This is a genomic window from Croceitalea rosinachiae (assembly GCF_031846445.1).
In the GTDB taxonomy this organism is placed as follows: Bacteria; Bacteroidota; Bacteroidia; order Flavobacteriales; family Flavobacteriaceae; genus Croceitalea; species Croceitalea rosinachiae.
Genome location: NZ_JAVRHR010000001.1, coordinates 306620 through 328858, shown reverse-complemented (window position 1 = coordinate 328858; position 22239 = coordinate 306620). Strand labels below are relative to the sequence as shown.

Here is a 22239-nt window from a genome sequence, read left to right as displayed (position 1 = left end):
TTCGGATGGCTTTTTTATTTCAGTAATTTGGCATGACTTTTTCTTTTAATGATATCTGAATTGGATGACTTTTTTGAGATTAAAGTGTCTCATATTTAGGTGTAATATGTAATTCTATTGATTATGAAAAAAATCACGGTAATATTATTTATAGCATTGCTACCTCAAGTCAGTTGGTCACAACGAAAACCAAAAATAAAGGGAAATAGACAGGTAACTGAAGTTCGGGACGAGTTGCCACCATTTAATGCTATAGAATTAAATGACAATTTAGAAATTAAGTTAAAAAAGTCTTTCGGAGAAGGGTATGAGATAATTGCGGATGACAATTTGGTTGATATTTTAAAATTCAAGGTAGTTGATAGTACCTTGGTGATTTCTTCGTTTTATGATGTTACCACAAAAAAGAAACTCAATATTACTGTCAATTATAAAGAATTAAAAGCAATTACCCAGCGAGATGGTAAGATTACTAGTGAGGATGTTATTAACGCCGATGAATTATTTGTCGATGTTTTTGGACCTTCTAAACTAAATCTAAAAGCAAGTGCTTTTGTCGCCTATTTAAATTTGGAAGACAATAGTACAACTGATTTTAATTTAGATGTGGATTCTTTATCGATTACTATGAAGCACCGATCTGATGCAAATATTTATGCTGTTAGTGGAGCAAAGAATATTGAATTATTGAATAATGCATCTCTTGATATTTCTGGGACAACCGATAGCCTGCAATTAAGGGCATTTAACAACACTAGATTTAAAGGAGAAAAACTTCAAATTGTTGGCGCGAAAATCAGGTTGGAAGAATCAACGATTGCTCGAGTATTTGCTACTCGAGAGTTAGAACTTCAATCTCGTGATGATTCAAAAACTTATCTTTATGGGGAACCTAAAATTAGTATACTGGAATTTTTAGATACTTCTCAACTGATAAAAAAAGAAGATTAATTAGAAATCGGCGCACTAACTAGATGTTCTGGAATTCCATATCCATTTACCAATGAATTGATATGAGGCCTTAGTTCAGTACTTAAGCGTTCAACACGCTGGCGAATGGCTTTTGATTTTGTGCTACCTAAATAGCCCTGTTCTAAATACCAAGTGGCATCTTTGCGTATTATAGATAGCCCGTGTAATGCGCCAATTTTGTATAAAAGTGATTTGTAGGGCCCTTCTTCCTGTGATGAAACAAATTCATAATACCATTTCATAGCCAATACCTCACTATAGCCTCTCCCCAATTCTAACAAATGGGTTTGAGTCTTTAAAAACGCTTGATAACTAGGTATCCCTTTTTTGATATAGTTGCGAATACGCATAGCGGCTGAATCGGTCAATCTTCGAAATCTAAAATCCAAGGCATGAAGATGAAATTTTGGATTATATAAATGAGCCTTATCTACTTTATTGGAGTACGCAGGATTGATGGTGGCTAATTTGTCCGCAAAACGCCCACCAATAAGTTTTAATACACTTACAAACCCACCTGAGTTTAATTCTGATTTGAAATCAGAAAGGACCCCTTTGGCCGCAAGTTGTAACAAAACTGTATTGTCACCTTCAAAAGTGGTAAAAATGTCTGTATCATTCTTTAAATCAGCTATTCTGTTTTCTAATAAATACCCTTTACCTCCACATGCTTCGCGACATTCTTGAATTGTATCTGTCGCAAACCATGTAATAATTGATTTAAGGCCAGCGACTTGCGTTTCGATTTTTCGTTTGTCTTCAGTGCTATTGGCATAATCATGCATTGCCCTTTGTAAAACAGCATGATAAACATAACTAGAGGCAACCTTAGGAATCAATCGCAACTGGTGCGTTGGGTAGTCCATTAATAGATCTTCTTGTACCTTGATAGAATCATTGAACTGTCTTCTTTTTAAGGCATGTTTTATCGATATGGTCAATGCTATTTTAGCGCCTGCCAAAGCTCCTTTTGCAACACATATTCGTCCACCAACTAAAGTGCCCAACATCGTGAAAAATCGCTTGTTGGGATTTTCTATTTCTGACTGATAATTACCGTTTCTATCAATTTGACCATATTTATCCAATAAATTTTCAACAGGTACTTTGACTTGATTAAACCATATTTTGCCATTATCCACACCATTCAGTCCTAATTTATAGCCATTATCTTCAATGGTAATACCTTTAAAGGTTTCATGTTTTTCATTACGTAAAGGCACTAAAACTGCATGTACCCCTTTATTTTTTCCTTTTACAATTAACTGGGTGAAAACCGATGCCATTTTAGAATCCAAGGCATTGCCTATATATTCTTTATTGTCACTTTTTCCTGGGGTATGAATAACTAAGCTTCTGGTCTCATGAATATAAGTTGCTGTGGTTTTAATACCACGAACATTACTGCCATGGCCAGTTTCGGTCATTGCAAAACACCCTAGTAATTTAGTTTCTCCAGTATCTTTTAGATAATTATCGTGATGGTATGTACTTCCTAGATTTTGAATACTACCCCCAAATAGACCAAATTGAACACCGAACTTTATGGCTAGGCTACCATCAACAAACATGAGATGTTCAAATATAGATGCGTAGCTTTCAATATCTTGCTTGCCACCATAGGCATTAGGGTAAGCCAGAGCGCCCCAACCGTCTGAGGCTAACAATTGCACTTGTTTTAAAACTAATTTTCGCGCCAATTCTTTATCGCGATGAATGTCCCATTTAAAAATAAGGTTTTTAAGAAATTCTCGAAATTGATTAATAATTGTAAGATGTGGCGCATTTAATATGGCATCAATTGCCGAACCTGAATATTGATTAGAATATGCCTGATGTATTACTTCAACATGAAAAAGATGATTATAATGATTAGGTTGAATACCTAAATTCAATTCAATTGTCCTCAAATTTTCATTTACCCTATGGGATTCAAAATAAAAATCGGATACTTTTCGGGAGAAGGCTTCAAGGGGGTAGGTTTCACTTTCTACCAATTTTGCTCCACTATTGGTAATCAATTGTTGCCAGTTTTTGATTTCCTCATTCTTGGGCGGATGATTTTTATTGAGCCAACTACACAGCTGTTCTTTATCTAAATTTGATAAGGAGTCGTCTTCACCAATTGCAGTTTTTACAACATCTATCTCTGAAGCCGAAAGCAAGTCATCTGACCAAATCACATAAAAAAATGGAATATATGGCAATAGGGCATTGCTATAGTTTTGTATGTTAATGCAATGAAAATACAATAAATACATGCATTATTCTAAAGTCTTTTATTTGAAAATCTTATAACGTAATTACTTTATCTTTGTTAAGTATGAATGATAATCTTGATCCTACAAGCAGTAGTTTTTCTCAAGAAGAGATAGATATTGAAAGGGCGTTACGACCTATCAGTTTTGATGATTTTACAGGGCAAGAACAAGTATTAGAAAATCTTAAGGTTTTTGTTCAAGCTGCAAATCAAAGAGATGAAGCTTTAGATCATACCTTGTTTCATGGCCCTCCAGGATTAGGTAAGACGACCCTTGCACATATCTTAGCAAATGAACTAGGAGTTGGTATTAAAATTACTTCAGGACCTGTTTTAGATAAACCAGGAGATTTGGCTGGACTTTTAACCAATCTAGAGGAGAGAGATGTCTTGTTTATCGATGAAATACATCGACTGAGCCCAATAGTAGAAGAATATCTGTATTCCGCTATGGAAGATTATAAGATTGATATCATGATTGAGACTGGCCCCAATGCTAGAACAGTGCAAATTAATCTTAGCCCCTTTACATTAATAGGCGCTACTACTCGATCAGGATTATTGACCGCGCCTATGCGTGCTCGATTCGGAATTCAAAGTCGATTACAGTATTATGGTACCGAATTGCTTTCAACTATTGTTGAGCGTAGTGCCGATATTTTAAAAGTGCCTATTACCAATGAAGCCGCTATAGAAATTGCTGGGCGTAGTCGGGGCACCCCACGTATTTGTAATGCATTATTGCGTCGTGTTCGTGATTTTGCCCAAATTAAAGGAAATGGAAATATTGACATTGCTATTTCAAAGTTTGGCCTAAAAGCATTAAATGTTGATGCCCATGGCTTAGATGAAATGGATAATAAGATATTGACCACTATTATCGATAAATTTAAAGGTGGCCCAGTAGGTATCACTACTCTGGCTACCGCAGTTTCGGAAAGTGCGGAAACTATTGAAGAGGTTTATGAGCCTTTTTTGATTCAACAAGGCTTTATCATGAGAACTCCAAGAGGACGAGAGGTGACAGAACTAGCCTATAAACATTTGGGCAGAATAAAGGGGAACGCCCAAGGAGGGTTGTTTTAAATGAAAATTTTAGATTACTTACTGACACTCTTGTGACTATGAAAATGGGCGATACTAAGTTGATTTTTTTTGAAATCCAAATGTGTTAGATAGGTCTTCAAAAAAGCAAAAATCATTTCGAAATCTAGACTACAGAAAAAGGGATTTGGTGAGATTCCTTATTCGGTCATATGGTTAGTTTGATAGAATACCCTTGTTAGTACTAAAAGACTAAAATATTACAGGTTCAGGGAGTTTTTGGTTTTTTATTAATCAAACTCTGAACCATTTCTACAATTTTATGACCTAAATGTCTTATTTTAAATAGTTAAGGATGCATTACTTTGTTTTTAAAAATCATTTTTGAACTATTTCTATTATTGCTTTTGATTTGTAACTATTAAAAAATATATCATGCCAATTTTTATGGATCGTCATTTAGTGCCAGGAATAGAAGCTAAGCATGCAGCAGAAGCACATCGAGAAGACCTAAAAATACAAGATGAGTTTGGCTGCCGCTGTATGACCTATTGGGTCGATGAAGAAAGGGACAGTGCTTTTTGTTTGATTGATGCACCGAACGAAGAAGCTGTAAAAAAGATGCATGACAAGGCTCACGGGCTCATTCCGTATGATATTGTTCAAGTCAATAGTAATGTAGTCGAAGCTTTTTTAGGAAGAATATCCGATCCAAATGATAAGTCTTCGTTATCGGAAAATCTAAAGGTTTTCAATGACCCAGCTTTTCGTATAATTTTGGTAGCTGAAACGACCAATGCTAGATTATTGCAACATCAATTGGGTAAAGAAAAGGCCAATCGGTTATTGACTTTGTTCTATGATATAATTAGGAATGAACTACAAAATTATGAGGGTAGAGAAGTAGAATTGAAAGGTCAAGGTTTTGTTGCATCTTTTGTATCAGTAAGTCATGCCGTTCAATGTGCTATTATGGTTCAAAAGGGAATGCATGTAGCCGGAGAGCTTATAAATCTTAGGATAGGTTTGAATGCTGGAATGCCTGTGGAAAAGAGTAAAGAGCTTTTCGGTGACACCATAAAAATGGCCAAATATTTATCTGCCTTCGCCGACGAAAACCAAATCGTTTTGGCTTCAATTATCAAAGAGATTTATAAAGATGATAGGCATCAATCAATAAAGAATCAAAAGCTATTTGAATGTATAAGTCTTAAGAATGAAAATGTTTTAAATTTATTGATGGACTATCTAACACAAAATTGGGCAAACCCACAATTGGAGGTGGGTGACTTCTGTGCCGAACTTTCTATGAGCAAATCAAAGTTATATCGAAAATGTAAAGAGCTTACAGCAATGTCTCTCAACGAATTAATTCGGGAATTTCGTCTTCAAAAATCTTTAAAGCTACTATTGACTGATCGTAATATTGCCCAAACAACCTTTGATTGTGGATTTGGGAGTCCTTCTTATTTTACCAAATGTTTTCAGGAACGTTTTGGGTTAAGTCCTAAGGCTTATTTAAAAGATTTCGATTAGTCTTGATTTATAATTTATAGTATTTGAATTATTTGTGACAGCTTCCGTTTCGGAGGCTGTTTAGTTTTGGAGTATAAACTTTTTAAACTTTCGTTATGAAAACAAAAATCATTTTAGCAGTTACCCTTTTAACACTAACGCTATCTTTTGCTCAAACAAAAACAAATATGAAGAACGAAGAAATCATGAAAACCTATTTGATTGAAAGAGAAATTCCTGATGCAGGAAAATTAACACAAGAAGAGCTAAAGGGGATTTCACAAAAATCTTGCACGGTTTTAAGCGAAATGGGTTCGGGAATTGAATGGCTTCACAGTTATGTGACCGATGATAAGGTATATTGTGTGTATAAAGCAGAAAACAAAGAACTTCTTAGAATACATGCTGAGAAAGGGGGATTTCCTGCAAATAGGATAAGTGAACTCTCAACCGAGATAAGTCCAGCGACAGCACTAGAGTAAACTCAAGTTTAACTTGTTTAAATAATCGTAATTTAGTCTGTTGTAGATTACAAAAGACTGAATTTTAAACAAACTCATACCGACCTGATAAAAACCGAAGCCAAACGGCTCGGTTTTTTATCATGTGGAATCTCAAAAGCAGAGTTTCTAGAAGAAGAAGCTCCCCGATTAGAGAACTGGCTGAATAAAAATATGCATGGTGAAATGTCATATATGGACAACCATTTTGATAAACGTCTTGACCCTACCCAGCTTGTTGAAGGCTCCAAATCGGTTATTTCATTATTGTTGAATTATTACCCTCAAGAAGAGCAAATAGAGAATACCTTTAAGATTTCTAAGTATGCATATGGCCAAGATTATCATCACGTAATCAAATCAAAGTTAAAAGAACTCCAACAGTTTATTTCTGAGGAAATAGGAGAAGTAAACGGCCGCGCTTTTGTCGATTCTGCTCCGGTTCTAGATAAGGCCTGGGCGGCAAAAAGTGGCTTAGGCTGGATTGGAAAACATAGTAATTTACTCACCCAACAAGTAGGCTCTTTTTATTTTATCGCCGAATTGATTGTTGATTTGGAGTTAGAGTATGATTCGCCAGTTACGGATCACTGTGGTACTTGCACGGCTTGTATAGATGCTTGTCCAACAGAAGCAATTGTTGAACCTTATGTTGTTGATGGCAGTAAATGTATCTCGTATTTCACCATTGAACTAAAGAATGAAATACCAAATGAGTTTAAGGGAAAGTTTGATGAATGGATGTTTGGATGCGATGTTTGTCAAGATGTTTGCCCATGGAACCGATTTTCTAAACCGCATAGCGAGCCGTTGTTCAATGCACAGCCTGATTTGCTTAGTATGACCAAAAAAAATTGGGAAGAAATTACAGAAGACGTCTTCAAAAAGGTTTTTCAGAAATCTGCGGTCAAACGGACAAAATTCTCCGGCCTTCAAAGAAATATCAAGTTTTTACAATAATCAACCAGTTACCGAAATCGTTTTCGTTGCGCAATTCTTGGTTTTGATTGGTAATATTTATCAAAACAATAAAGATTATAGTATATTGAAAGGATATTTAGGAAAGGACTTTGAACACGATGGCTTTCTTACCAAATTCAATCAACCATGAAAATTAAAAAGCCCAGTTTAACTTTTTGGCAGATTTTTAATATGAACGTTGGGTTCTTAGGAATTCAATACAGTTTCGGATTGCAGCAAACAGCAATAAACCCCATCTTTTTATATCTAGGGGCACCCGAAGAAATGTTGCCAATTTTAAATATTGCAGGTCCGGTAACAGGTCTCATAATTCAACCAATTATCGGAGCAATGTCAGATAAAACATGGTCTCCAAAATGGGGTAGACGTAAACCTTACTTTTTGATTGGAGCTATAATTGGCAGTATTTGTTTATTTGCTTTTCCAACAAGCCCAGTTTTATGGTTTGCAGTTGGTCTTTTATGGATTCTTGATGTAGGTAATAATATGGCTATGGAACCTTATCGCGCTTTTGTTGGCGATAAATTGCCTGAAAAGCAGTTGAGCTTGGGATACCAAATGCAAAGCCTTTTTGTAGGCGCTGGAATTTTATTGGCAAATGGTTCTATTGTTTTATTTCAGTATTTATTTGGAGGCGAATCGGTTGAGGTAGCTGGTGAGATCCCTAAATGGCTTTACTATTCATTTTACATTGGTGGTATGCTATCTATAGCAACAATATTGTGGTCTGTATTGAAAACTCCTGAAATTCCACCTTCTGACGAAGAATTGGCTGAAATTAACCATGATAAGAGCCAACCTTTTAGTGTAAGAGTCGCAAAACCTTTCAAAGAAATCGGTTCAGCTATTAAAGAAATGCCATCTTTTATGTGGAAGATTGGAGCGGTTTATCTTTTTCAATGGTACGCTCTTTTTATTTACTGGCAATATATAACCCCTTTGTTTAAGTTGACCATGGGTTATTCTACATCTGAAGCTGCATCTCAATCGGCTCAAATGAGTCTGACCTATAATATTGTAACTATGGTGGTTGCTCTGGCACTAGTGCCTTTGACACTTAAATACGGTGGTAAAAAAGTTTATGCATATAGTTTGGTTGGTACGGCACTTGCACTGTTCACAATTCCTTTTATTACGGATTCTTTATTGGTCTTGGCACCAATGGTCTTATTTGGAATAGGTTGGGCGGCAATGATGGGTATCCCTTACACCATGGTTTCAAAAGTAGTGCCCCAAGAAAGAAGAGGTGTTTATATGGGTATCTTAAACATGATGATAGTAATTCCTATGGGTATAGAAACTTTAACTTTTGGACCTATCTATAAATATTTGTTAGGTGGTAGTGCCATTAATGCCATTCTTTTTGCTGGAGGCTTCTTTGTAATTGCCGCACTATTGGCAATGCGTTTGAATGTAAAAAAGGCAAGTGCCGAAGCGGTTTCTGAGTAATGCTTGTATAGCTTTTGAATCACTTTTAGCCAATGAAACAATATTTTGTTCCATTGAATACCCTTAAATTTATGCACTCCAAACAGAAGGTATGAGCAAAGAAAAACAACGCAGAGAGGCACTTATATATCATGCTAAACCGCAACCAGGCAAGATAAAAGTAGTGCCAACGAAGCCATATGCGACCCAAAGAGACTTAGCTCTTGCTTATTCCCCTGGTGTTGCCGAACCCTGTCTTGAAATTGAGAAAAATAAAGAAGAAGTTTATCGCTATACGGCCAAAGGCAATGTAGTTGCTGTAATTTCAAATGGCACCGCTGTTTTAGGTCTTGGTAATATCGGTCCGGAAGCTTCTAAACCAGTAATGGAAGGAAAAAGTCTACTTTTTAAAATTTTTGCTGATATCGATGGAATTGATATTGAACTGGATACGGAAGACGTAGATAAGTTTGTTGAGACCGTAAAAATCATTGCACCAACTTTTGGTGGAATCAATTTAGAAGACATTAAAGCTCCAGAGGCCTTTGAAATAGAAAGAAGACTGAAAGAAGAGCTGGATATTCCAGTAATGCATGATGATCAGCATGGCACAGCAATTATTTCCGCTGCTGCTCTTCTGAATGCGTTAGAGTTGACAAAAAAGAAAATTGAGGATGTAAAAATTGTCGTAAGCGGTGCCGGCGCAGCTGCAATCTCTTGTACAAGATTATATCAGGCCTTTGGTGCAAAACGTGAGAATATTGTTATGCTTGATAGCAAAGGGGTGATTAGAGTAGATAGAGATAATCTGTCTTCTCAAAAGGCGGAGTTTGCAACGACTAGAAATATCTCAACTTTAGATGACGCAATGGTCAATGCAGATGTTTTTATTGGGCTATCAATGGCTGATATTGTTTCTCCTTCTATGTTGACATCGATGGCAAAGAATCCTATTGTTTTCGCTATGGCAAATCCAGATCCTGAGATAGAATATGATTTGGCTTGTAAAACTCGCAAGGATATTATTATGGCAACAGGTCGTTCCGACCACCCCAATCAAGTGAACAATGTTTTGGGTTTTCCCTTTATCTTTAGAGGTGCATTGGATGTTAGAGCCACTAAAATAAATGAGGCTATGAAAATGGCAGCAGTTAGGGCATTAGCGGATTTGACAAAAGAACCCGTTCCTGAGCAAGTAAACATTACATACGATACGACAAGGCTAACTTTTGGTAAAAAGTATATCATACCAAAACCTTTTGACCCTAGATTGATTTCTACGATACCTCCTGCGGTAGCTAAGGCAGCAATAGAAAGCGGAGTGGCTAAGGCACCAATTGAAGATTGGGGTAAGTATGAAGAAGAACTTTTATTACGTTCCGGAAATGACAATAAAGTAGTGCGCATGCTCCATAATCGTGCTAAAGTGAACCCGAAACGTATTGTTTTTGCAGAGGCCGAATTATTAGATGTATTAAAAGCTGCACAAATAGTTTATGAAGAAGGTATTGCGATTCCTGTTCTATTAGGGAATAAAGAAACTATATTAAAACATAAAAAAGAGTTGGAGTTTGATGCTGATGTAGAGATTATTGACCCTCGATCTGATGAATCAAATACGGTTCGTACGATGTATGCCGATAAATTATGGCAAATGCGAAAGCGCAAGGGCGAAACCCGATATAGTGCTCGTGTAAACATGGGCAAGCGTAATTATTTTGGATCTATGATGTTGATTGAAGGAGATGCAGATGGAATGATTTCAGGCTATTCAAGGGCCTATCCAAAAGTATTAAAACCAGTTTTTGAAGTTATTGGGAGAGCGAACGGCGTCGGAAAAGCGTCAACGGTAAACATCATGATAACGGAGAGAGGACCACTATTTTTAGCAGATACATCGATTAACATAAATCCTGATGCTGAAGATTTGGCAGAAATTGCACGGATGACGGCAAATGTGGCTAACACTTTTGGTTTTAATCCAGTAATGGCGATGTTGTCGTACGCAAATTTTGGATCATCAAGTGATGCGGAAGCACAAAAAGTAAGACAGGCTGTAAAGATTTTACACGAGCAAAATCCTGAATTGGTGGTTGACGGAGAAATTCAAACCGATTTTGCATTAAATCAAGAGCTATGTCATAATAATTTCCCTTTCTCAAAATTGGCTGGTAAAAAAGTGAATACTTTTATTTTTCCAAACCTGGATGCTTCTAATATTACGTATAAATTACTTAAGGGGCTTAACAAGGCTAGTTCTATTGGTCCTATAATGGTGGGTCTTCGAAAGGCTGTGCATATTTTGCAACTAGGAGCAAGTGTTGATGAAATGGTGAATATGGCGGCTGTTGCGGTTATTGATGCGCAAGAGCGTGAAAAACGCAAAAAGGCCAAAATGGGTAAATAAAAACTACAAATCTTAAAAAATGATTCATCACCTAAAAGGAAAGTTGGTAGAGAAAAATCCAACCTATGTGGTTATTGAGTGCAATGGGGTAGGTTATTTTTTGAACATTTCACTTCACACATTTTCCCAGCTTAAAGATGAAGAGAGCATAAGTTTATTTACTCACCTTCAAGTAAAAGAAGATTCACATACGTTATTCGGTTTTGCACAAAAAGCAGAGCGTGAAATATTTAGATTATTACTATCAGTTTCTGGTATTGGTGCTAGTACAGCAAGAACAATGTTGTCTTCACTAGATCCCACCCAAATAAAGGAGGCTATTGCAAGCGGCGATGTGCCTAAAATACAGTCTATCAAGGGTATTGGGGCAAAAACCGCTCAGCGCGTCATTTTAGACTTGAAAGACAAGATTTTGAAAGTCTATGATATGGACGAAGTTTCCCTTCAATCAAACAATACAACAAAAGAAGAAGCGTTATCTGCTTTAGAGGTTCTTGGTTTCGTAAGAAGACAATCTGAAAAGGTTGTCGATCGGGTTCTTTCGCAAGATTCCTCACTGAGCGTCGAGAACATTATAAAATTGGCGCTGAAAAATTTGTAACTAGTTTGAAAAGAGGGGCTAAACCATTTCTTGAACCTTTTAGGTTTAAGAAGATTTTCTTATTCATATTTTTTTTGAGTGTTGTATGTATACAAGCTCAAGATACCATTCAACAACCTGTTGATTCGGTCAAAACTGGCTTTACTCTAGGGAAAATTCTTTTAGATAATCCTGATAGCATTATAGCCAAGTATACCTATGATTCTAAAATAGACCGCTATGTTTATACTGAAAGTGTTGGCGATTTTAATGTAAACTATCCTTTGTTCCTTACCCCAGACCAGTATTATGAATTGGTTCAAAAAGAGAGTATGAAATCTTATTTTAAAGAAAAGATTGATGCATTTTCAGGTAAAAAGGAGGGCAGTGAAGAAGCAAGAAAAAATTTATTGCCTAATTTTTATGTGAACAGCAATTTCTTTGAATCAGTTTTTGGCGGTAACACTATTGAAGTAATACCACAGGGTTCAGTAGCCATGGATTTGGGTATTATATGGCAAAAAAATGATAATCCGGCATTATCACCACGTAACCGAACAAACCTATCTTTTGATTTTGACCAACGAATTAGTTTAAGTATGCTGGGCAAGGTGGGTGAACGTCTTCAGGTTACGGCTAATTACGATACTGAAGCGACCTTTGATTTTCAGAATTTAGTGAAATTGGATTATACGCCGACTGAAGATGATATTTTACGTTCAATTGAAATTGGTAATGTAAATATGCCTTTGAACAGTTCATTGATCACCGGCGCTCAAAGTCTTTTTGGGGTAAAAACACAATTACAATTTGGTAGAACAACGGTAACCGCGGTTTTTTCAGAACAACGTTCACAAAACAACACGGTGGTTGCGCAAGGCGGGGGAACTTTAAATGAATTCGCTCTAACAGCACTAGACTATGATGAAGATAAACACTTTTTCTTAGCGCAATATTTTAGGGATAATTATGACGCGGCATTGACAAATTACCCTTTCATACAAAGCCAAGTGCAAATTACAAGATTAGAAGTTTGGGTAACCAACAGAAACCAACAGACCTTAAACGTACGTAATGTCGTCGCCCTTCAAGATTTAGGTGAGGCACAAATAGGAACGGATGGTCAAGAAAAAACTAGAATAGGTCGTGAGGGACAGGTTCCGGCTGGATTCTTCAATATTTTTGATTTAGGCGCCTTACCACAAAATAATGCCAATGACTATGACCCAAGCGCAATTGGTTCAGGCGGGGTATTAAACAGTGCAATTCGCGATATAGCAACGGTTGATAATGGCTTTAGTTTTTCTAATGGGTATGCACCAAACCAAGGATTTGATTATGCTATTTTAGAAAATGCACGGAAATTGGAGGTTGGTAGAGACTATCAATTTGATTCGCAGTTGGGCTATATCTCCTTGAATCAACGATTAAGCAATGATGAGGTTTTAGGGGTAGCCTTTCAATATACTTTCAATGGTGATGTATTTCAGGTTGGTGAGTTCGCCAATGGGGGTATTGATGCGACTACCGTTTCAGGTGGAGCAAATCCTATCATAGAAAACAATACACTTATCCTGAAATTACTGAAGAGTAATATTACCAATGTCGGAGATCCTATTTGGGATTTGATGATGAAAAATATCTACTCGACCGGTGCTTTTCAGCTAAGCCAAGAAGATTTTAAACTCAATATTTTATATTCAGACCCCACTCCTCGAAATTATATTACACCAGTAGATCCGAATGTTGGATGGCCAATAGGTTTAGAAGATAGAATTCTATTGAATGTATTCAATCTTGACCGTTTGAACCTATACAATGATGTACAACCAGGAGGTGATGGATTCTTTGATTATGTGCCTGGGATAACGGTAGATACCCAGAGCGGGCGTATTATTTTTACCAAAGTAGAACCTTTCGGAAAGTTTTTGTTTGACCAATTGGGTGGCGGTACCTACGAAGTTGAAAATGACCAGGGATACAACGTGAACCAACAGCGATATGTATTCAGAAACATGTATTCTAAAACAAAGGCAGCTTCGTTACAAGATGCCGAGAAGAATCGTTTTCAGTTAAAGGGGCGATACAAATCACAAGGTAATAATGGCATACCAATAGGTGCTTTTAACGTACCCAGGGGTTCGGTAAGAGTAACTGCCGGTGGTCGTCAGCTACAAGAAGGTATTGATTATACAGTGAATTATCAGGCAGGTACAGTTCAGCTCTTGGATCCGAGTTTAGAAGCATCAAACACTCCGATAAACATATCAGTAGAAAACAATGCCGTGTTTGGTCAACAAACAAGAAGGTTCACAGGTATCAATGTAGAGCATAAGATTAGTGAGAATTTTGTTTTAGGTGGAACTTTACTTAATCTGAACGAGAGACCCCTAACTCAAAAGTCAAATTTTGGTGTTGAGCCAGTGAACAATACGATTTTTGGTTTTAATGGCAACTTTAGCACGGAGGTTCCTTTTCTAACACGACTGGCCAATAAGTTGCCTAATATTGATACCGATGTACCCTCAAACATTTCAATCCGTGGCGAAGTAGCGGTATTAAAACCAAATTCTCCTAAAAATGCCGATTTTCAAGGAGAAACGACTACATATTTAGATGATTTTGAAGGAGCTCAAGCCCTTATTGATATACGCTCTTCGTTGGGATGGTCATTAGCGAGTCCGCCAGTTGGTGTCCCAAATAACGAAGATGGAATTGCAGCAGGGTTTGAACGGGCTAAAATGGCTTGGTATACCATTGATCCAATATTCTACACAAGTCAGCGACCAGCAGGAGTTACTGATGGGGATATTTCGTTAAACTCAACAAGAAGGGTTTTTATTGACGAGGTTTTTCCTCAGCAAGATATTGCCCAAGGGCAGACAACGGTGCAAGGAACTTTGGATATCGCATATTATCCAAATCAAAAAGGACCTTATAATGCAAGTGACAATTTCGGTGGATCTCCACAAGAAAATTGGGCAGGAATCATGAGGTCTTTGAGCAGTACCAATTTTGAACAATCCAATGTCGAGTTTGTGCAATTTTGGGTTTTAGATCCTTATGTTGATGGTGAAACTACTGGTGCAAATACAGGGGAATTGGTACTTAACCTAGGGAACATCTCAGAAGATATTCTGCCAGATGGTAGAAAACAATATGAAAATGGCCTACCAAGTTCCACCTCAACAGAAACTCCAAGGTCAACTATTTGGGGGCAGGTACCTTCAACACAATCTTTGGTATATGCCTTTGATGCGGATGAAAATAATAGAACACAACAAGATATCGGTTTTGACGGCTTTGATGATGCTGCTGAGTCTGCAATTTATAATGGTCCGGCTGATGATCCAGCATTAGATAATTACGTATACTATTTAAACCGTGAAGGTGGAATATTAGAGCGATATATAGATTTTAATAATCCTGATGGTAACTCACCGGTCACCGTGACCAATACCAATCGAGGATCAACAACCTTGCCCGATGTTGAAGATGTTGACCGCGATTTAACTATGAATACGGTGGACAGTTATTATGAATATCGTATCGAAATCAAACCTAATACAACGATTGATGATCAATATGTCACTGATATTCGCGTAGGTGAAACAGGTACTTTGCCCAATAATACCACCATAAATAGAAGATGGATTCAATATAAAATTCCATTGAGCGATTTTACCAATGCTGTTGGTGGGATTACCGATTTTAGATCTATCAGTTTTATGCGGATGTATATGACTGGTTTTACAGATGATGTGGTCTTGCGTTTTGCTACTTTAGACTTGGTAAGAGGTGATTGGCGCACGTATACCAATACATTGCAAGACCCTGATATTGACAATAACCCAGCTGATGATGGAACAACTACCGATGTTAATGCAATAAATATCTTGGAGAACGAACAACGAACTCCAATACCCTATGTTTTGCCACCAGGTGTTGTGCGTGAGCAATTAAACAATAATAATACCATTATCCAGCAGAATGAGCAGTCACTTTCTTTCGTTGTAGAGAATCTGGAATCACAAGACTCAAGAGGTGTTTTTAAAAATGTGAACATAGATGTAAGACAATATGAGCGCATCAAAATGTTTATGCATGCCGAAAAGATAATTAATAGCGATTACTCAGATAATGATACGCCATTGGTAGGGTTTTTAAGAATTGGAACTGATTTCTCTGAGAACTTTTATCAAATAGAAGTTCCACTTCAATTTACCCCTTTTGGTACGAGTGCAAACAATCCTGAAATCATTTGGCCAGATGTCAACGAACTGGACATTGCACTCGCCGATTTGAATAAAGTAAAATCATTGGGTATCGCCGAACAAACCTTGAATGATATCAACTATTATGAAGTGCAAGGTGGAGAGGTAATTCCAGTAGATGAATTTGCACCACATACGTTGGGTCAAATACGAATAGGGATTAGGGGTAACCCGTCCTTAGGCAGTATCCGTAGTATGATGGTAGGTATTAAAAATATAGATGATCTTCCTGCTCGAGGTGAAGTCTGGTTTAATGAATTACGTTTGGCCGGTCTTGATAACAACGGTGGTTGGGCGGCAATTGGGGCTATCGATGCAAATATGGCTGATTTTGCCAATGTCACTGCTACGGGCAGTACTAGTACTTCTGGTTTTGGTTCTATAGATCAAATACCAAATGAAAGGGCAAGAGAAGATGCTTTTTCTTATGATGTGGTAACCAATGTTAACGTTGGGCAGCTATTCCCAAAAAAGTGGGGTCTTCAAATTCCTTTTAATTATGGCATATCAGAAACGATAATTACACCCGAGTTTGATCCAGTCTATGATGATTTAAAATTAGATGACAGAATTGCTGCTGCCGAAACGGCAGAAGATGCAGAAACCATACGTGAACAGGCAGAAGATTATACCAAGCGTAGAAGCATTAATTTGATTGGTGTTCGAAAGAATAGAGGAGAGGAGGCTGATGCCAATTTCTATGATATTGAAAACTTTACGTTTAACTATTCTTACAATGAAACGAACCATCGCGATTTTGAGGTGGCTGATCTAAGAGATCAAAACGTAACTACGGGTTTCGTTTACAATCATAATTTTAAACCTGCACCAGTTGCCCCATTTGCAAAGAAGGACTCTCTTTTTACTGGAGATTATTGGAAATGGCTTAAAGAATTAAATTTTAATGTTTTACCAACGAGTATTTCAGTTAATGCCAATTACAATCGTTCTTTTAACCAACAGCGTTTTCGCGATGTATTAGAGCCCGGTATTGAAGCTTTAGATTTGCCATTGTTACAACAGCGCAATTACCTGTTCAATTGGCAATATGCCCTAAACTATAGCTTGAGTAAATCGCTTCGGGTGAACTTAACATCTTCAAACAATAATATTGTCCGAAATTATTTCGGCAATGATTTAGATGCAGATGATAGACCTCTAATAGATGAATCTTTGAATTTATGGGATGGCTTTTTTGATGTAGGTGAGCCTAATAGACATGCTCAGCAAATGCAGTTGAACTATGAACTACCTTTTAATAAGTTTCCGTTCTTAAATTTTATCAATGCACAGTATACATATACCAGTAATTTTGATTGGCAAAGGGGTGGAGATGCATTGGCCGAAGTTGCAGAAGCTGAGTTGGGTGAAGGGGCTCAAATCAATACTGTTCAAAATGCGAGCACCCATAACTTAACGGCCAATTTGACCATGCAGGGGTTTTATGATTATCTAGGACTTAAGAAACGCACGGGAAAAGAAGCTGCAGCCGCCGTAGCTGCAAAAAGAAGAGATAAAGCTGGTAATACGGCAGATGGAACGGACGAAAAACCCAAGAAAAAAACCAGTAAAGGCTTGAATACGGCTATAGATATACTAACCATGGTAAAGCGTGTCAATATCAACTATAGCGAAAATAGGGGTAAAGTATTGCCAGGCTATACACAATCAATTGGCTTTATCGGAACCGCAAGACCTACTTTGGGCTTTGTTTTTGGAAGTCAAAGAGATGTGAGGTTTGAAGCGGCCAGAAGAGGCTGGTTGACACAGTTTAGTGGATTTAATTCTCAATTTTTACAGAATAGTTCAAAACAGCTTAGTATTACGGCTACGGCGCAGCCAACTCAAGACTTAACGATTGATTTGACCGCGGACCGACAAATTTCAAATAGTTTACAAGAAACCTTTGAAGTCATTCCTGATGATATAAATGGAGGATTACAATATAACCAACTATTGGCCAATAATTTTGGAAACTTTAGTATATCGACAATGATGATTGGTACCGCATTTAGAAAGAGTGATGAGTTTGATTCTGAAACTTTTGAAGAATTCAAGGCAAACCGGATTACCATTGCGAACAGAATTGTTTCAGATAGAAATGCAAATGTGGCAGGTGTTGATGAGGATGGCTTTCCGCAGGGATATGGAAAAACAAGCCAAGATGTATTGCTTCCGGCATTTTTTGCGGCAATTACAGGTCAAGATGTTAACCGAGTAAACCTTGATGCCTTTAGAGAAATACCAATTCCTAATTGGAATATCAAGTATACAGGTTTGATGAAGAACAAATGGTTCAAAAAGAAATTTAAACGTTTTTCAATTCAACATGGATATCGTTCAGCCTATAGCATTAATTCATTTCAAACCAATCTAGAACGGAATCAGCTGCTAAAAGATGGTTTAGCACCCATAAATTCAGAAACAGGAAATATTTTGTCGGAAAATATCATCAATAATGTGGTTTTGACCGATGAGTTCAACCCCTTGATAAGAATGGATTTTGAAATGAAAAACTCATTGAGTGTATTGGCAGAGGTAAGAACAGATAGAACGTTCTCTTTGAGCTTTGATAACAATCTGCTCACTGAAATCAATGGCAAAGAATATACCGTTGGGCTAGGTTATCGTTTTAAAGATGTGAAGTTTGTGACCAATATCGGTGGCGAGAAAACACGTTTGAAAGGAGATCTAAATTTAAAGGCAGACTTATCACTTCGAGATAATATTACTTTAATTAGAAACCTTGATATTGATAACAATCAAATTACCGCAGGTCAAGAACTTTGGTCAATTAAGTTTACAGCGGACTACGCTTTAAGCAAGAATTTGAATGCACTGTTCTTTTATGATCATTCCTTCTCACAGTTTAAGGTGTCAACAGCTTTCCCACAAACCACCATTAATGCAGGCTTTACCGTACGTTACAATTTTGGAAATTAAGTGCTAAGGATAGATGTGAAAATCGTCAAAACAATTTTTGAAAATCGCTATCTAATCAATTACATTTGTTCTGGAGAATAAATAATCAAAAAATGAATATTCCATCAGAATTAAAGTATACCAAAGACCATGAATGGGTCAAGATAGAAGGTGATATTGCAACTGTCGGTATTACGGACTTTGCTCAAGGTGAATTAGGTGACATCGTTTACGTTGAAGTGGAGACTGTAGATGAAACTTTAGATAAAGAAGAGGTATTTGGTACTGTTGAGGCAGTTAAAACAGTTTCTGATCTCTTTTTACCATTAAGTGGGGAAATTGTTGAATTTAATGAAGCTCTTGAAGATGAACCTGAAAAGGTGAATTCTGACCCTTATGGAGATGGTTGGATGGTCAAAATAAAAATCAGTGATACTTCTGAGTTAGATGGATTGATGAGCGATGCTGATTACAAAGAACTCATAGGTGCTTAAAAAGCATTTGTTTACAATTTTATTTATAAGCTGGATGGTGTTTGTAACGCTGCTCAGCTTGTTTTCTTTTTCGGATATTGATGAAAGTAAAATATGGATTCCCCATATGGATAAAATGGTCCATTTTACTTTTTATGGTGTCATGGTGATTTTAGGCACACTTTTTTTAAAAGAAAAAACGAAGAAAAGTTTTCAGGCAAAACGCGATGTCAAACGTATGTTTTTGTTTGCCTTATGTTATGGCATATTTATTGAGGTTTTACAGTACCTCATGCCATTTGATCGTGCAGCAGAAATATGGGATGTTCTGGCAAATACTTTAGGAGCTTTTTTTGGAGTTTTACTCATTAAAAAGTATCTTTCACTCACTACGACGTTAAAATGACTCATTTTAGTTGTTTATATGTCGAATTAATAATTAAATTAGCGAACATTAAAATTTATACAGATGGAACCAAAAAAGAATCCGAAAGCTGATGTTGGCAGAAATAGTGCCCTTTATTTTGTAATAGGCCTTGCAGTGGTCATGTTGCTAGTTTGGCGAGGTTTAGAGTGGAAAAAATATGATAAGACCAATGATTATGATATTTCCATGAACGTTGAAGATCAGTTGGATGAAGAAGTTCCAATGACTGAACAAATTAAAACACCACCGCCTCCACCGCCTCCTGCTGCACCAGAAATAATAGAAGTTGTAGAAGATGAAGAAGAGGTTGAAGAAACTGTAATTGAATCCACTGAAACTAGCCAAGAAGAAGAGGTTATGGAAGTTGATGATGTTGAGGTTGAAGAGGTAGATGAGGATATTTCAGTGCCATTTGCCGTTATTGAAGACGTACCCGTATTTCCTGGTTGCGAGGGATCTAGTAATAAGAAAGCTTGCTTTCAAGAAATGATGCAGAAACATATTCGTAAAAACTTCCGTTACCCTGAAATTGCTCAAGAAATGGGAGTTCAAGGTCGTGTTAGTGTTGTTTTTGTGATCCAGAAAGATGGTAGTATAGGTAATATTAGAATGCGCGGACCAGATAAGAACTTGGAAGCTGAGGCTTTAAGAATTATCAACAAATTACCTAAAATGACTCCAGGTAAACAAAGGGGTAGAGCGGTAAAAGTTCCATTTAGTATTCCGATTACCTTTAAGTTACAATAGACTTTTAAAATAATAAGATTTCAAAAACCCTTACCAATTTTGGTAAGGGTTTTTTGTTTGATAGAGTTAATCACAAGAATATAAACATATTCAATTCGTTGCAAATGAAAAGAGGTGACTGTATCTTTGCAGGCCATTATGAAAACAGCTTCAGCAACTATTAAAAATTTTACCTGGTCATTGGCCATAGCTGATTTTAAAGAGCTTACCAAGGTAAGGTTGGCTGTTAGTGTGGTCTTTTCTTCAATCGCGGGCTACTTTCTGGGGGCATATGAAGTTGATTATGTAGCGGTTCTCCTTTTAGCCTTTGGCGGATATTGTATGGTAGGTGCTTCTAATGCCTATAATCAAATCATCGAAAAAGATTTAGATGCTTTAATGCAGCGCACAAAAAGTAGGCCCATACCAGCAGGTAGAATGTCAACAAAATATGCGCTTTCTGTTGCTATAGTCCTAACAATTTTAGGTGTGGTGTCGCTGTATTTTTTAAACCCAAAAACGGCATTGTTTGGTGCTATTTCAATTTTTTTATATACAAGCGTTTATACGCCATTAAAAACAAAAACCCCGCTTTCGGTATTTGTAGGTGCCATACCAGGTGCGATACCTTTTATGTTGGGTTGGGTGGCGGCTACCAATGATTTTGGCATTGAACCGGGCACCTTATTTATGATTCAGTTTTTTTGGCAGTTTCCCCATTTTTGGGCGCTTGGTTGGATGTTAGATGAAGATTATAAAAAAGGGGGATTCAAAATGTTGCCCACTGGCAAAAAAGATACGGGTACGGTGTTGCAGATTATTTTGTACACCATTTGGATGATCGTGATTTCTATAATGCCAGTTTTTGGTTTTACCGGAAGACTTCAATTATCTGTAGTAGCTGCGGTGATTATATTTTTAATGGGAATTGCGATGTTACTATTTGCCTTTAAACTTTATGAGAATCGCGATAATAAGTCCGCAAGAAGACTGATGTTGGCAAGCGTATCTTATATCACGCTAATGCAAATAGTTTTTGTGATGGATAAGTTCAGTGAAACTCTATTTTGAGTATTCAAAATAACTAGTTGAACGAATTCCGCAGAATAGCGGAATCTAATCGTTTAAGAATTAAAAAAGATGGATTTAACACAAGGAACCGTAGAAGAGAAAAATAAAAGGGCTAAAAAAATGATGCTTTGGTTTGGTATCATTAGCTTAATTATGGCGTTTGCAGGCTGGACGAGTGCTTATATCGTAAGTAGTAAGCGAAAAGATTGGTTGGATACTATAGACTTGCCACAAGCATTTTTCATCAGTACCGTCATAATTATTTTGAGCAGTATTACTTATATTCTTGCCAAAAGAAATGTTAGGTCAGATAATCAAAAAATGGCTAAGAATTGGTTAATGCTTACCTTGATGCTAGGAATCGGTTTTATTGTTTTGCAGTTTGTAGGCTTTTCACAAATGTTGGAAAGCGGGTATTACTTCACGGGTCCTACAAGTAATATTAAAATGTCCTATATTTTCTTGATTGCCTTTGTACATATTTTACACGTAGTAGCGGGTTTGATTTCATTACTTGTCGTACTAGTTCAACAGGACAGGGGAAAGTATACATCAGAAAACATGTTGGGCTTGGAATTGGGGGCAACTTTCTGGCATTTTTTAGATTTTTTATGGGTTTATCTAATCCTATTTATGTTTTTTGTAAAATAAATTTCTAA

At 36.9% G+C, this 22239-nt stretch carries 15 protein-coding genes; 14 read left to right on the top strand and 1 reads right to left on the bottom strand.

From position 1 onward, the window contains the following. The first annotated feature begins 123 nt into the window (after window positions 1-123). Window positions 124-951, top strand: a complete 828-nt coding sequence (locus RM706_RS01470; protein ID WP_311349244.1) for a GIN domain-containing protein — start codon at window positions 124-126, stop codon at window positions 949-951. Here the strand turns inward: RM706_RS01470 and RM706_RS01465 are convergent. Further along, window positions 948-3233: an acyl-CoA dehydrogenase family protein gene (locus RM706_RS01465; RefSeq protein ID WP_311349243.1), complete on the bottom strand. Its 2286-nt coding sequence runs from the start codon at window positions 3231-3233 to the stop codon at window positions 948-950. The two genes, RM706_RS01470 and RM706_RS01465, sit on opposite strands and share 4 nt — an antisense overlap. 62 nt (window positions 3234-3295) lie before the next feature. Here RM706_RS01465 and ruvB point away from each other — a divergent pair, with 62 nt between their 5' ends. From ruvB to RM706_RS01400, 13 genes are all read left to right on the top strand, one after another. Beyond that, window positions 3296-4318 (top strand): Holliday junction branch migration DNA helicase RuvB, encoded by a 1023-nt coding sequence (gene ruvB, locus RM706_RS01460; RefSeq protein ID WP_311349242.1) that lies wholly within the window; start codon window positions 3296-3298, stop codon window positions 4316-4318. A gap of 393 nt (window positions 4319-4711) precedes the next feature. Further along, the gene (locus RM706_RS01455; protein WP_311349241.1) at window positions 4712-5812 is read left to right on the top strand and encodes a nickel-binding protein; all 1101 of its coding nucleotides are present in this window, start codon (window positions 4712-4714) and stop codon (window positions 5810-5812) included. Between the two features lie 95 nt (window positions 5813-5907). Further along, window positions 5908-6273: a DUF4242 domain-containing protein gene (locus RM706_RS01450; RefSeq protein WP_311349240.1), complete on the top strand. Its 366-nt coding sequence runs from the start codon at window positions 5908-5910 to the stop codon at window positions 6271-6273. Between the two features lie 57 nt (window positions 6274-6330). After that, window positions 6331-7251 carry a tRNA epoxyqueuosine(34) reductase QueG gene (queG, locus tag RM706_RS01445; protein ID WP_311350444.1) on the top strand — a complete coding sequence of 307 codons (921 nt, stop codon included), beginning with the start codon at window positions 6331-6333 and terminating at the stop codon, window positions 7249-7251. A gap of 147 nt (window positions 7252-7398) precedes the next feature. Beyond that, window positions 7399-8721, top strand: a complete 1323-nt coding sequence (locus RM706_RS01440) for an MFS transporter (protein WP_311349239.1) — start codon at window positions 7399-7401, stop codon at window positions 8719-8721. 91 nt (window positions 8722-8812) lie between these two features. Further along, window positions 8813-11107, top strand: a complete 2295-nt coding sequence (locus tag RM706_RS01435) for an NADP-dependent malic enzyme (protein ID WP_311349238.1) — start codon at window positions 8813-8815, stop codon at window positions 11105-11107. Between the two features lie 19 nt (window positions 11108-11126). Then, window positions 11127-11708, top strand: a complete 582-nt coding sequence (gene ruvA / locus RM706_RS01430; protein ID WP_311349237.1) for a Holliday junction branch migration protein RuvA — start codon at window positions 11127-11129, stop codon at window positions 11706-11708. A gap of 5 nt (window positions 11709-11713) precedes the next feature. Further along, window positions 11714-18904 carry a T9SS outer membrane translocon Sov/SprA gene (sov, locus tag RM706_RS01425; protein WP_311349236.1) on the top strand — a complete coding sequence of 2397 codons (7191 nt, stop codon included), beginning with the start codon at window positions 11714-11716 and terminating at the stop codon, window positions 18902-18904. Between the two features lie 92 nt (window positions 18905-18996). Next, window positions 18997-19377, top strand: a complete 381-nt coding sequence (gene gcvH / locus RM706_RS01420; protein ID WP_311349235.1) for a glycine cleavage system protein GcvH — start codon at window positions 18997-18999, stop codon at window positions 19375-19377. Then, window positions 19370-19762, top strand: coding sequence for a VanZ family protein (locus tag RM706_RS01415; protein WP_311349234.1), 393 nt, complete (start codon window positions 19370-19372; stop codon window positions 19760-19762). Before gcvH ends, RM706_RS01415 begins: the two co-directional genes overlap by 8 nt. Before the next feature lie 63 nt (window positions 19763-19825). Next, entirely contained in the window at window positions 19826-20530 is a 705-nt protein-coding gene (locus RM706_RS01410) for an energy transducer TonB (protein WP_311349233.1), read from the top strand. Between the two features lie 138 nt (window positions 20531-20668). Then, the gene (gene cyoE / locus RM706_RS01405; protein ID WP_311350443.1) at window positions 20669-21580 is read left to right on the top strand and encodes a heme o synthase; all 912 of its coding nucleotides are present in this window, start codon (window positions 20669-20671) and stop codon (window positions 21578-21580) included. Window positions 21581-21649: 69 nt separating this feature from the next. Continuing rightward, a complete protein-coding gene (locus RM706_RS01400) occupies window positions 21650-22231 on the top strand; it encodes a cytochrome c oxidase subunit 3 (protein ID WP_311349232.1) in 582 nt (193 codons plus the stop codon). The last annotated feature ends 8 nt before the right edge of the window (window positions 22232-22239 follow it).

Bases quoted from the DNA above. Each gene is read 5' to 3' on its own strand.
- RM706_RS01470 (WP_311349244.1), top strand. From the start codon at position 124: ATGAAAAAAATCACGGTAATATTATTTATAGCATTGCTACCTCAAGTC.
- ruvA (WP_311349237.1), top strand. From the start codon at position 11,127: ATGATTCATCACCTAAAAGGAAAGTTGGTAGAGAAAAATCCAACCTAT.
- RM706_RS01465 (WP_311349243.1), bottom strand. From the start codon at position 3,233: ATGTATTTATTGTATTTTCATTGCATTAACATACAAAACTATAGCAAT.
- gcvH (WP_311349235.1), top strand. From the start codon at position 18,997: ATGAATATTCCATCAGAATTAAAGTATACCAAAGACCATGAATGGGTC.
- ruvB (WP_311349242.1), top strand. From the start codon at position 3,296: ATGAATGATAATCTTGATCCTACAAGCAGTAGTTTTTCTCAAGAAGAG.
- cyoE (WP_311350443.1), top strand. From the start codon at position 20,669: ATGAAAACAGCTTCAGCAACTATTAAAAATTTTACCTGGTCATTGGCC.
- RM706_RS01455 (WP_311349241.1), top strand. From the start codon at position 4,712: ATGCCAATTTTTATGGATCGTCATTTAGTGCCAGGAATAGAAGCTAAG.
- RM706_RS01435 (WP_311349238.1), top strand. From the start codon at position 8,813: ATGAGCAAAGAAAAACAACGCAGAGAGGCACTTATATATCATGCTAAA.
- RM706_RS01410 (WP_311349233.1), top strand. From the start codon at position 19,826: ATGGAACCAAAAAAGAATCCGAAAGCTGATGTTGGCAGAAATAGTGCC.
- RM706_RS01400 (WP_311349232.1), top strand. From the start codon at position 21,650: ATGGATTTAACACAAGGAACCGTAGAAGAGAAAAATAAAAGGGCTAAA.
- RM706_RS01450 (WP_311349240.1), top strand. From the start codon at position 5,908: ATGAAAACAAAAATCATTTTAGCAGTTACCCTTTTAACACTAACGCTA.
- RM706_RS01440 (WP_311349239.1), top strand. From the start codon at position 7,399: ATGAAAATTAAAAAGCCCAGTTTAACTTTTTGGCAGATTTTTAATATG.